General features: G+C 39.5%; 11 protein-coding genes. 2 read left to right on the forward strand and 9 right to left on the reverse strand.

What is annotated here, in order from left to right; all coding sequences use genetic code 11:
* Window positions 1–2: 2 nt before the first annotated feature.
* The 3 genes from AC1EU0_RS15535 to nadE all read right to left on the reverse strand — a co-directional run bounded on the left by AC1EU0_RS15535 (window position 3) and on the right by nadE (window position 2,881).
* On the reverse strand, window positions 3–1,205 hold the full coding sequence (locus AC1EU0_RS15535) for a cyclic di-GMP phosphodiesterase (RefSeq protein ID WP_480303478.1): 1,203 nt from the start codon (window positions 1,203–1,205) through the stop codon (window positions 3–5).
* Window positions 1,206–1,565: 360 nt separating this feature from the next.
* Window positions 1,566–2,039, reverse strand: coding sequence for a DUF2919 domain-containing protein (locus AC1EU0_RS15540; protein ID WP_480303479.1), 474 nt, complete (start codon window positions 2,037–2,039; stop codon window positions 1,566–1,568).
* An 8-nt stretch (window positions 2,040–2,047) separates the two neighbouring features.
* Window positions 2,048–2,881, reverse strand: coding sequence for an ammonia-dependent NAD(+) synthetase (nadE, locus tag AC1EU0_RS15545; RefSeq protein WP_480303480.1), 834 nt, complete (start codon window positions 2,879–2,881; stop codon window positions 2,048–2,050).
* A 247-nt stretch (window positions 2,882–3,128) separates the two neighbouring features.
* On the opposite strand from nadE, the gene AC1EU0_RS15550 reads away from it, so the two are divergent.
* Entirely contained in the window at window positions 3,129–3,803 is a 675-nt protein-coding gene (locus tag AC1EU0_RS15550) for a response regulator (protein WP_480303481.1), read from the forward strand.
* Between the two features lie 47 nt (window positions 3,804–3,850).
* On the forward strand, window positions 3,851–5,140 hold the full coding sequence (locus tag AC1EU0_RS15555; protein WP_480303482.1) for an ATP-binding protein: 1,290 nt from the start codon (window positions 3,851–3,853) through the stop codon (window positions 5,138–5,140).
* A 3-nt stretch (window positions 5,141–5,143) separates the two neighbouring features.
* On the opposite strand, the gene AC1EU0_RS15560 is transcribed toward AC1EU0_RS15555, so the two are convergent.
* The 6 genes from AC1EU0_RS15560 to odhB all read right to left on the reverse strand — a co-directional run bounded on the left by AC1EU0_RS15560 (window position 5,144) and on the right by odhB (window position 12,955).
* Complete coding sequence (locus AC1EU0_RS15560; RefSeq protein ID WP_480303483.1) at window positions 5,144–5,842, reverse strand: 2OG-Fe(II) oxygenase; 699 nt, start codon at window positions 5,840–5,842, stop codon at window positions 5,144–5,146.
* 101 nt (window positions 5,843–5,943) lie between these two features.
* Window positions 5,944–6,891 carry a magnesium/cobalt transporter CorA gene (corA, locus tag AC1EU0_RS15565; protein ID WP_480303484.1) on the reverse strand — a complete coding sequence of 316 codons (948 nt, stop codon included), beginning with the start codon at window positions 6,889–6,891 and terminating at the stop codon, window positions 5,944–5,946.
* Window positions 6,892–7,083: 192 nt separating this feature from the next.
* Window positions 7,084–9,432 (reverse strand): hypothetical protein, encoded by a 2,349-nt coding sequence (locus AC1EU0_RS15570; protein WP_480303485.1) that lies wholly within the window; start codon window positions 9,430–9,432, stop codon window positions 7,084–7,086.
* Between the two features lie 105 nt (window positions 9,433–9,537).
* Entirely contained in the window at window positions 9,538–10,410 is an 873-nt protein-coding gene (gene sucD, locus AC1EU0_RS15575; protein ID WP_121838966.1) for a succinate--CoA ligase subunit alpha, read from the reverse strand.
* Complete coding sequence (sucC, locus tag AC1EU0_RS15580; protein ID WP_480303486.1) at window positions 10,410–11,576, reverse strand: ADP-forming succinate--CoA ligase subunit beta; 1,167 nt, start codon at window positions 11,574–11,576, stop codon at window positions 10,410–10,412. Before sucC ends, sucD begins: the two co-directional genes overlap by 1 nt.
* Window positions 11,577–11,770: 194 nt before the next feature.
* Window positions 11,771–12,955: a 2-oxoglutarate dehydrogenase complex dihydrolipoyllysine-residue succinyltransferase gene (gene odhB / locus AC1EU0_RS15585; protein ID WP_480303487.1), complete on the reverse strand. Its 1,185-nt coding sequence runs from the start codon at window positions 12,953–12,955 to the stop codon at window positions 11,771–11,773.
* Between the last annotated feature and the right edge of the window lie 23 nt (window positions 12,956–12,978).

A 12,978-nucleotide genomic window follows, 5' to 3' on the forward strand; every position in this document is an offset into this window, starting at 1 on the left:
TCTTAAGAGTCAGCACAAAAGTAAAAGCTTACAGCCTCATCTCCACCAAGACTGTGCAAAACATTTTCTGCCAAATCATCTTTACTGACTACGCTTTCAATAGATACTTGCTCACTCTCTAAACAGCGCATTTTGATCTGTTTACCTGAGGCCGTACAACTTAAAACATCAGGAAAGTTACTATGATTTTTATTCACTAGAACTTTAGCAAAACTCCCATCTTGTAATTTCACTATCGTACCAGGTGGAAAAACACCTATGGTTTTAATTAAAGCGGCTAATAATTCAGGTGCATGTCGCTTAGCACCATATTTATATAGATAACCTAAAGCCAACTTAGAAGAGCTGAATTTAGGGTCATTTAGTAAAATATCAAATTCATTAGCCAGACTCACAACCTGTGTCGTTATTGGAATTTGATCACCTTTTAACTGTTGAGGAAAACCACTTCCATCAATATATTCGTGGTGTGAGCCTACTATACTGAGCACCGCATCTGACCATACGCCTTGTGGTTTTATAATATTTACGCCATAGGTCGGGTGTAAATTCAAAAAGTTTTTTTCACTTTTAGTCAACTCCCCAGTTTTTCTTACAATGCTATCTGGGACTTTGCTCTTACCATAGTCGTGTATTAATGCACCCTGAGCCACATCTCTTATTTGTTCTTCACTTAGTCCTATCGTTTTCGCCAAAATCATTGATATGACCGCCACGGAAACACAATGCTGGCTAACATCTCTATGTGACTCTGGCTTTTTAACCGAGCACAGACGAGTGTTTTCTGCTTCTGTTAGATGTTGATATAACTGTTCAACAACTGCGGTGGAAAGACGATACGCGCCTTCAGGATCAGTCAGCATTTTATTTTGGATGGTCTGATTTTGATCTATGTTAAACGAAAACCTTTTCTGACTTCGTTGAATGGCTTGCTTAATTTCTTTGCTAGGATCAAAAATAGACTGCTCGGGCAACGGTGTTGGACTTTCCGCTGTGCTAGATTCCATCTTCAGGTCTTGAGTTTGATAATGCCCATCAAGTAAATACACATAAGGCAGAGATAAGCCTTTAATTACTTGGAGTTCTTTCACCGTTTTGACGCGAACACTGCTTCTAAAAAAGGGGTGATCTTTCCAAGCAGAGGGGATCTTAATTTTCATTCCTAATTGAATATCAGAAACGGGAATTTTTACTGAATTCGACATCTGCAACAACCACATCCATTATGGGTAACTATACTCGTGATACTTGAAGATACAACTTTCAGGGCTTTTCAGCGTTGAATTATTCGAGGCGTGAAAGTGAAGAACTAGCGGGCTAATTTAAGCTTTCACAACAAAGAAGAATCAACGCTGAAAAGCCTACAAAGTGCAAGTTTAATTGCCATTTAGACTGTGTTACTTACCCTTGAAATAGAATAACTATGACCGACATACAAAACTGTCGTTACTTTGTTTACTGCGGATAAGTGCCTTGTCTAAATGGCAATTAATTCTCGCTGAAATCCTGCATCTTCAGGTATCACGAGTATATGCTATTTTGTATGACTGATTGACAGAATACCGCTATTCTCTGTCAGGTGTCCAGTTTTTGACATAATACTCTAAATGTTGTGACTTAAAGATAAACAACCCACACCAAAACAGCCCTAAAACCTCTAATCCATTTTGCCAACTGAACTGAAATTTAAGATAAGACAACTTGCCATAGATAAGATAAACCTCTGCTATTAAGGTAACAAAAAGCCCCCATTTGATACGCTGAAATAGTGGTATCAAAAAGATAGGCTTCCCTCTTCGCTCAAAAGTAATAAGAAAAAAAACCACTGCAGCTATTGAGCCAGCAATCAGACTTGAAATAAAGTCGGTTTTTTCTGGATAAAAGAGTTTGACTAATGCATCGCGCTGGCCAGTTTGAGTCAAAGACATGGCAAAAATACACCAAGATCTTGCTAGAAATGCCAATACGATATACAGAGATAAAGGCGGCTTTACACGACCTTTATCATCTAACCAGCGGATATGAGAGAAATCTAACACAATAAAATTTATAGATCGTAAATGGTTGGAATCGCTTTACGCTTATGTTGAGTTCTTTTATAAATCCCAATCAATTTATTTTCCACTTCGGTATCTACTGGCTTTCCTTCTAAAAAGTCATCGATTTGTTCGTAAGTTAAACCCAGCGCGACTTCATCCTCTAGCTGAGGTTGGTCTTCCTCTAAATCTGCCGTAGGAGCTTTATGAACTAAAATATTCGGTGCACCTAAGTAACTCGCTAATTGTCGAACTTGCCGTTTACTTAAACCAAATAAAGGCGCTAAATCACAAGCACCATCACCCCACTTTGTATAAAAGCCAGTTATGTTTTCAGCACTATGATCAGTTCCAACAACCAAACCATTGACCAAACCTGCGATTTCATATTGTGCAATCATACGTTGACGAGCTTTAACATTACCCTTTACAAAATCCACATTTACGTTCTGAGTAACATCAACTTGTGCTGAAGTTAGTCCAGCTAATACTTCTGAGTGAATTCCATCAGCACCACCAGCAATATTTACCGTGATTTGCTGAGACGGTTTAATAAATTGACAAGCGAGTTGTGCTTCGTCTTCATCTTTTTGAACTTTGTAAGGCAAACGCACAGCAAAAAATTGGTAATTATTTAATTTTTGTTCATCATTAAGCTGCTCAACCGCGAGTTGACAGAGGCGTCCTGCAAGAGATGAATCAACACCACCGCTGATCCCAAGAACCACACTTTTACAGCCAGAATTGAGCAACATTGTCTTAATAAACCCTACTCTGCGCTGAACTTCCTGCTCCGAATCGATTTGAGGTTGAACCTTCATTTCCTCAATGATCTGTGCCTTCACGCTTGCTCCAAAAATCAAATAATCTGAAAATAGAACTGAAATCTAACATTTATTTAAGATTAAAAGTAGTCAATTTTTACTTCCAACCGAACTCTATTTTGTATATAAATCACTCTGGCGCATAAAAATACATCACTTTTCTTTTGCTTAGGTAAACACTGATCTAGATTTAAATGTAGAAATGGTTTTGCAATTGCAAAATTGACTTTAGCTAGATTGGTATTTGATTCACTACTGGAAGATCACAATGCGGATATTGGTTGTAGAAGATGACCCACTTTTGTCACACCACCTTAAAGTTCAGCTATCTGAACTAGGTAATCAGGTTCAAGTTGCATTAAATGCAAAAGAAGGCCACTATCAAGCTATAAACTACCCGATAGATATCGCTATCATTGACATTGGCTTGCCTGACTTTGATGGTATTAATCTAATCAAAAAGCTTAGAGATGATGATCTCAAAGCCCCCATTCTTATTCTTACGGCTAGAATGCATTGGAAAGATAAAGTTGAAGGCCTAAACGCAGGCGCCGATGATTATCTTGTAAAGCCATTTCAAAAAGAAGAGTTGGTGGCAAGGTTAGATGCGCTTGTTCGTCGTAGCGCAGGTTTTGTTAAACCATTAATCACCAGTGGCGATTTAGAAATTGATCTCGCCGCTAAACAAGTCAGTTTATGTGGTTCTGCTATCGATGTAACAGCATTTGAATATTTAATTTTGGAGTATTTAATGCGCCATAATCATGAAGTAGTAACCAAACGACGTTTGCTAGATGTCATTTATGCAGACCGTGAAGGCGACCCAAATACAATTGAAGTTATGGTCAGTCGATTACGCAAAAAACTGTCTCTACATGGATTAGATAACCCCATTAGCACCATTAGGGGCCAAGGCTACAAATTTAACCAAGCATGCAATTAAAAGCGAAAACTAGCCCCAGCTTATTCAAACAGCTATTAGCAGGGGCCGTGATAATCATAACCTTGCTCACTCTTTCCTTAGCTTGGTTATTTAACCAATTGCATGTTCAACAAAGTTTTAACCAACAAACAGAAGCTTTAATGGCAGATATTCCGACTGCCATTGAGTCATTAAAGAAGCACATAGATAATCCAACAGAAGGAGTCTTAGACACACCAGAAAACCCCATCGACTTTATGATGGTCAGTTGTGATAAAAACCATAAACAAATTTGGTCATCTCACCTTGCGAACAGAAGGAATTTGACCAACACCTGTGATGAATACCATAAAGTAAAACACAACCAGCCTCCTTATTACGTCAATTTGACTGACGGTAACACTTATTTAATTTATCCATTAGAACTCCAAACCAAAAGAAAACACGTGACTCTATTAGTGCTCAAGGATGCCAATGGATTCAGCCTTGAATATCAAAAATTCAGTCACCAAACCTACTTACAGCTTGCACTCATTTTAGCCCTCACAGGTTTGTTTTTGATAGCGATGACATATTGGGGGATCCGTCCTTTTAGGAAAATGATCAAGGAACTGAATCAAATTAAAAAAGGTCAGTCACAACATTTAAACCAAAGTTATCCAAGAGAGTTCAAAGGCACAGTTAATGCACTAAACCAACTGATTCAACAATCCTCTGCTCAACAGGAGCGATATAAAAATACCATTAACGATTTAGCACATAGTCTCAAAACTCGTTTATCGTCTATTCGAGCACTTATCGAGGGAAAAGAAAGCGAGACTAAAGACAAACAGGAACAAGTTTTAGAACAGATTTATCAAATGGATGATATGGTCAATTATCATTTAAAACGTGCTTTGTTAGGTCGACGTTCTATTATCGAAGAATCTACAAAAATTTCCGAGGTCATAGAACAGTTAGTTCCTATATTGCAAAAGCTATATCAAGAAAGGGACATTCAATTCTCTTCAGACATTGACGACAAACTCACCTTCCCTTGCAACAAGGATGATCTAACAGAACTATGCGGAAACCTATTAGAAAACGCATTTAGACTTTGTTTGAACCAAGTGCATTTTAAAGCTACGCACACTCGAAAGTCATTGTACCTCTGTATAGAAGATGACGGACCGGGAATCCCTGATGAAATAAAGTCCAAAATCCTAGAGCGTGGTTTTCGGGCAGATACCCAACACACAGGCACAGGTCTTGGACTGGCAATTTGCAATGAAATTGTCGAAACCTATGGGGGTAAGTTATCTATTAGTCGCTCGGAATTAACAGGTGCAAAAATAGAGATTGAAATACCTGTTAACTAGCCATCATTTTGATATTGCCGCATAAAGCTGTTCGGCTCGATTAAACATGATCCAAGAAGTCGCAATATACTTGTCACTACTTAACGGCACATGCCCTTTGTGAGTATGGGTGAAACCCGCTGGAGCGATTATCATTGTGCCCTTTTTAGGTTTGATTTTACGCTGTTGATAATAAAATTCTGTCTCCCCTCCCTCTTCTACATCATTTAAATAAAACATATACAAAACTACTCTATGTAATGCTTCATTATGTTGTAATTGTGGGAATTGTTCAGAGTGCCAGTGGTGATAACCACCTTGCCCTTTTAGGTAATGCTGGATGTTAATCGTGCCACTACGGTATAAGTATTTAACCAAAGGCATAGCTCTCGGTTTACCTAAAGTTTCAAAATTTTCTGAGGTTAATGTAACAGGCTTGTTGTGTTCATCCATTACTTGGACAGATACCGCTCCCATCAACGCCATAGAATATTTATTAAAATAGTCCGTTGCGCCATTTAGGGTGTAACCGAGTAATTCATTTTTGATGGATGCTAAGTCGGGAAAGTTATCTAAGGTCAGATCTGTACTTTGTTTTTTTTCACTATCAACGCCGTTTCCAGTCTCGCCCAACCGAACACCTGAATGTTTAGAAAAAGTCTCGATTAAACGGTCACAAAACTCATCAGGCAATGCATTGGGGTAAACTTCAATAAAGTCCATTTCGATTCTCAGGAGGCACAAAAACCTAACTATACCGCCTAAAAATCAACAAATCGATAACTTTATCAGGGCTGTTATATAGGAAAACTGCTCAAGTATCACTACAACCAGCGCTTTCTTTTGAAGAACACATAAGTCCCCACTGCACTTGCCAACATCATGGCTATAGCCATTGGATAACCTAGCGTCCATGAAAGTTCAGGCATGTCATGGAAATTCATCCCATAGCTACTTGCGATTAACGTTGGTGGCAGAAACACAACCGCTGCAACTGAGAATATTTTAATGATTCTGTTTTGTTGCAATCCACTGAAGCCCATAGCGGCATCCAATAGAAAGTTTAACTTATCGAAGATAAACTGGCTGTGAGGCATTAAGGACTCAATATCCGCTAACATTTCACGAATATCCTTCATTTCCTCATCCGACATTTTTCCACGATAATAGCGTTGCATATACCGGAGAGAACGTTGGGTATCAAGCAAACTCAAACGGATCTTTCCATTTGAATCTTCTTGCAAAGTGATGAGCTTGAATACATCATCTAACTCTTCACTTTCAAACACTTCTTCAGCCATATTTTCTAATACGGTGTAAACGTCCTCAATCAAGTCAGATAGGTAATCAACTTTTAAAGTAAAGAACTCAAGAAACAGCTCTTGTGGAGTCGCGATTTTAAGACGCCCTAAGCGTAAGTAGTTCCGGAGAAGGCGAACTAAGCCAACATCTTCTTCTCTGATGGTCAGTAAAAAGTTTTTACGAAGGTTGAAAGAAATGTTAACACCACGAACATCCTGACCTACGCGTTGAGGAAATAATGAGTTGATATGCAAGCCATCTTTATTTTGATAAAAACGTGCCGAGGCCTCAATTTCATTGATGTCTTCTTCTTCCGGTACTTCTTCTACCGAAAATTTACTTAACCAGTCACGCTCATCGTCTTCCGGTTTATACAGATCAAGCCAAAGGGTGCCTTCTGGAATATCGTCTTTGGTACTCAGCTCTTGAATGGTTAAGCGGCGATTTTCATAGAGATATGCAGTGATCATAAAAGTCCCCTTGAACTTACAGCCATTTCATGTCCTTGAGATGACTTGGATGTAATTTTGCGCTAGTTTACCTGATAAAAGAAGAAGATAAAGCTTTAAGCTTTAAACCAGCGTAATTGACTGAATTATTGCTTATTCTGTATTCAGTCTACACCATATACCAATTATTTTTGTAAAGGTTAAAATAAAAAATCATTCATACCTTAGAGGGCTTCGATCTCTTTGAGAATCCCGCTTTGAATCAAAGTTCGGTCTGAAGCTTGTATGTTTCCGAGAGCTATCACGACTTCTCTCTTCGGAAATTTTTATACGTCCTCTTGAACGCTCACTATCGCTACGACGACTAACTCCATTAAGTTCAGAAGAAACTGCTAATGGTTGTAAAAATACCGTAACTTTCCGTTGCAATGCATTGAATTTAACACTGTCAAATCTAGGAAGCTCGTTGGCTTTGATCAATTCAAAAAAATCATAAGCTGTATTCGGTGTGTTTCTACATCTAAGTATGCACTCTATCTTTGTAACTTTAGAATAAGTTGAAGTAGTTAACTTATTTGAAATCCACCAATGTAAGGCAACATACGCAAGTTCTATTTTAACTACACTCATCGAGATGTTAAAAAAAAGGTGTATCTGGAAATCTAACGTTAAACATGAATCGGAGGAAGCATGACGATCGAAACCGGGTTGACTGCATATCATATTCTTTGCTTTAGCTGTTTCGAAAAGTCTATGTGACACAGCATATTGCCTTTGTTTAACACCTGCTTGAATCAACGGTTGCAGCACCAAAAAGTCTTCTTTTGTTATCAAGCTTAAAATTCTTTCTTCAAACTTTTCTATTTCAAAGTGCTCACACTCAAATAACGTTGCTGTCATATGAGAAGCAGCTAAAAGCTCAGAGCTATCTGGTGATACCAACATATCGGCTAACAGTTTTTCCGCCAATTGAAGGTATAAGTTATCTCTTACCGCTAAGGATGCATTGAATTGTGCATAAAGCGTGGCATAAGAATCATCAGGGTGCGTTATTTGATTTTTAATAGCTCTAAATTCACCGAAGAGAAAATTTAGATCCATCTGAGGCAACTTTAAACATTGTGTTAAGAATCCAATGTAGCCTTTATAAAGCGCCCCTTCTGAAGGACCATATTCTAGAGCACATTTCTTTGCGCATCCCAAAAATGAGCATAGCTGCTCTTTATAATGTGCTTTAAAATCTTGACAAGGAGAATTCACTAGGGCTTTAGTCCACTCAAGGTATAAGTAAAGCAATTCTTTGTTGCAGGATCTACCTTCAAACAGACTCAAGTCAATATAATCAATAAAGTCAGTCTGCTTTGTTAGCACCTCTTTATATGCCCTGATTAATTGTACTTCAATATCCTGCTTATCCGATACACTCGATGTTATCGCCTTTTGACAAGTAAGATGTAAATTAGCAACATAATGTAAAGGCACTTGATATGGTTTAAAGTGTTTAACAAACCCTTTTAATAATTGTAGAACAGTACCTACTGGAATTTTTGCACGCAATGAAGCAAGTTGATGAACGTCAATATACCATTTAAAATCAGAGCTTAGGTTCTCGATATACATTATCATTAATATATCTTCTAATTCAGCTACACGCCCCCCCCATTGGATCAATTCTAAATAGACGGCCTTTACTATTCGAGGATATGCCTTATGTGAAACGATAAATGAATCCATATCGTTTATTAAAACTTTTTTTAAAGATTCATCACTCAACGAAGCAATTGTCTCAGCCAATTCTGCAATAGAACAATAATCTTGATACATTGCGGAGTTGGGAAAACAAACTTTGTATAGCTCACCATTTGAGACCAAAGCAATGTATCCAGATTTAAATAAGCAATCATCTTGTAATTCAGATGAAAAATACAAATCTTCCCCATTTCTGACGGCAACTATTGCAGCCATCATCCAATGCTGTAATTCAATGGGAGAGCAATGTGCTAGAAAATGAACCCCATACTTGTCCAAAGCTTTATCATGTATTTCTTTATTCTTTGGTACCAGCTCACCATAGAGTGGATAAACAGCAAGCTTCTCGTCATTAGGCGTCCAAAACAAACCACCTAACTGCAAAAATGAGGAATAGTAAGAAGCTATTTCTTGAATTGCATCGTGAACTGACTCATTCTCTCCCGTGTACTCAGTAAAAGTAACTTCACTACTTTGTTCTTTACGGTATTGTTCGTCTGCACAACAAACTCGTTGAGCATTAACTTTAGCCTTATAACCTCTCAAGCAACCATTAGATGAATTTGATTTTGTTTCAGAAGAATTAATTGGTAGTTCATCACTAAAAAAGTCTTTATGAATTGGCTTGTAGCCATTATTAACGGTTATTTTGGCTGCTATACAGTATGTCGAAAAAGGAAGAATTTTTTTAGGTTCGTCAAGCTCATCACTCTGTGCCATAGGAGATGAAGTGGGGCTTGGAGATAAAGTGGAGCTAGGAAATAAAGCAGCATCTGGAGCAGTATTTGAAGTTGTTGATAATAAAGCAGACATATAAGAACAAATGATTAAACGTTAGTTTTTTATACCACACATTTCATTAATAGAACTTGAACAAAAAAGGCCGGCAATGCCGACCTTTATATGAAAATCAGGTAGTTACCAACCCGTTTTCTCGCGTAGTGCTTTACCAATGTCAGCTAAAGAGCGAACAGTAGTTACACCAGCAGCTTCTAGAGCAGCAAACTTCTCATCAGCAGTACCTTTACCGCCAGCGATAATTGCACCAGCGTGACCCATACGCTTACCAGCAGGAGCAGTAACACCAGCAATGTAAGAAACAACAGGTTTAGTTACGTGGTTCTTGATATATTCAGCCGCTTCTTCTTCAGCTGTACCACCAATCTCACCAATCATAACGATAGCTTCAGTACCTTCGTCGTTTTGGAACATTTCTAAAACGTCGATGAAGTTAGTACCTGGGATTGGATCACCACCGATACCAACACAAGTAGATTGACCGAAACCTTCGTCAGTTGTTTGCTTAACCGCTTCGTACGTTAGCGTACCAGAACGAGAAACAATACCCACTTTACCAGGCTTATGGATGTGACCAGGCATGATACCAATCTTACATTCACCAGGAGTGATAACACCTGGGCAGTTAGGACCGATCATGCGAACGCCAGTTTCTTCAAGCTTAACTTTAACTTCAAGCATATCCAGAGTTGGAATACCTTCAGTAATACATACGATAAGCTCGATACCAGCGTCGATTGCTTCTAGGATTGCATCTTTACAAAAAGGTGCTGGGACATAGATAACAGTCGCAGTTGCGCCAGTTTCAGCTACAGCGTCTTTAACAGTGTTAAAAACAGGTAGACCTAGGTGAACTTGACCACCTTTACCTGGAGATACACCGCCAACCATCTGAGTACCGTAAGCGATAGCTTGCTCAGAGTGGAAAGTGCCTTGACCACCAGTGAAACCTTGGCAGATAACTTTAGTATCTTTATTAATTAAAACAGACATTATTTGCCCTCCGCAGCAGCAACTACTTTAACTGCAGCATCAGTTAGTGACTCAGCAGCGATAATGTCAAGACCAGAGTTAGCTAGAACCTCACGGCCTTTTTCAGCATTAGTACCTTCAAGACGAACAACAACAGGTACTTCAACGCCAACTTCTTTAACAGCGCCAATGATACCTTCTGCGATCATGTCACAACGTACGATACCACCAAAGATGTTAACAAGAACGGCTTTAACATTGTCATCAGAAAGAATGATCTTGAATGCTTCAGCAACACGCTCTTTCGTTGCGCCACCACCTACGTCTAAGAAGTTAGCTGGTTTGCCGCCGTGTAGGTTTACGATGTCCATAGTACCCATTGCTAGGCCTGCACCGTTAACCATACAACCTACGTTACCGTCTAGAGCAACATAGTTTAGCTCGAACTTAGCGGCGTGAGCTTCACGAGCATCTTCTTGTGAAGGGTCGTGCATTTCACGGATTTTAGGCTGACGGAACAATGCGTTACCGTCTACACCAATCTTGCCGTCAAGACAGTGGATGTTACCTTCTTCAGTGATAACAAGCGGGTTGATTTCTAGAAGTGCGAAATCATGATCAGTAAACATGTTGCCAAGGCCCATGAATACTTTAGTGAACTGCTTCATTTGTGTTGGGTTAAGACCCAACTTAAAGCCTAGATCACGTGCTTGGTATGTTTGAGGTCCAACTAGAGGGTCGATGATTGCTTTATGAATCAACTCTGGAGTTTCTTCAGCAACAGTTTCAATCTCAACACCACCTTCAGTAGAAGCCATGAATACAACTTTACGAGTTGCACGGTCAACTACAGCACCTAGGTACAATTCGTTAGCGATATCAGTGCAGCTTTCTACAAGGATTTTAGCAACGGGTTGACCATTCTCGTCAGTTTGGTAAGTAACCAAGTTTTTGCCTAACCATTTTTCAGCAAAAGCTCTGATTTCTTCTTTGTCGCCAGTTACTTTAACGCCACCAGCTTTACCGCGGCCGCCAGCATGTACTTGGCACTTAACGACCCACATGTCACCACCAATACGTCCAGCCGCTTCAACAGCTTCTTGGGCTGTGTCACAAGCGTAACCTTCTGATACTGGTAAACCATATTCAGCAAAAAGTTCTTTTGCCTGATACTCATGCAAATTCATGATGATCTATCCGTTTACTACAAAATTGAATTAAATAACCGCTTCTTTAACTTCAGAAGCGGTCGCTAGGGTATTGTCTTATTTCAACCTTTATCTAATCTGTCATTCCTAAGAAAACAGGAATCTAGTGACTCTTATCTAAGAACTCTAAAGCCACTGGGCACCTACCTTCGTAGGTGCGACAAAAATACAAATTAAAGGTCTAGCAATAGACGAGTTGGGTCTTCTAAGAAGTCTTTGATAGCTACTAGGAAGCCAACTGATTCACGACCATCGATGATACGGTGGTCATAAGATAGTGCTAAGTACATCATAGGTAGAATTTCTACCTGTCCATTCACTGCCATTGGACGATCTTTAATGGCGTGCATGCCTAAAATCGCACTTTGTGGCATGTTAAGAATTGGAGTCGACATTAGCGAGCCGAATACACCACCGTTAGTAACTGTGAAGTTACCGCCAGTCATGTCTTCAACGGTTAGTTTACCGTCACGACCTTTAATCGCTAATTCACGAACTTTGTTTTCGATGTCAGCAAGGCTCATTTTGTCAGTATCACGTAATACTGGCGTTACCAGGCCACGTGGAGTCGATACTGCGATACTTACATCAAAATAGTTGTGATAAACAATTTCATCACCATCAATCGAAGCGTTCACTTCTGGGAAACGCTTAAGCGCTTCGGTTACCGCCTTGATGTAGAAAGACATAAAGCCTAAACGAGTGCCATGGCGCTCTTCAAAGATATCTTTGTATTTCTTACGGATATCCATGATTGGTTTCATGTTGATTTCGTTAAACGTCGTCAACATTGCAGTTGAATTCTTAGCTTCAAGAAGACGGTTAGCAATGGTCTTACGAAGACGAGTCATTGGAACACGCTTCTCGCTGCGCTCTGCTGCTACTTGAACAGGAGCTAGCGCTGCAGATGAACCTTGAGACTTAATAAACTTCTCAACGTCTTCTTTAGTGATACGACCACCAACGCCTGAGCCTTTCACTTTGCTAGCATCAACATTATGCTCTGCAATTAGGCGACGAACTGATGGGCTTAGCGCATCGTTGCTTTCTTCTTGCGCTGGCGCAGCTTCTGCAGCAGGAGCTGCATCCGCTTTTGGTGCTTCAGCTTTCGCTTCAACAGCACCAGGAATTAGAGTCGCAATCACTTGCTCGCCTAAAACGGTTTCGCCTTCGCCAAATTGGATTTCTCCAATTTGACCATCAGCTTCAGCAACAACTTCTAAAACTACTTTATCAGTTTCAATGTCAACCAAATTTTGGTCGCGAGTTACTGACTCACCAGGTTGAACGTGCCAAGTCGCAATTGTTGCGTCTGCAACTGACTCTGGCAATACGGGTACCTTAATTTCGATACTCATAAAAAACTATCCTTTCTATAAAC

The organism is Parashewanella sp. 2210YD4-3 (genome assembly GCF_056591735.1).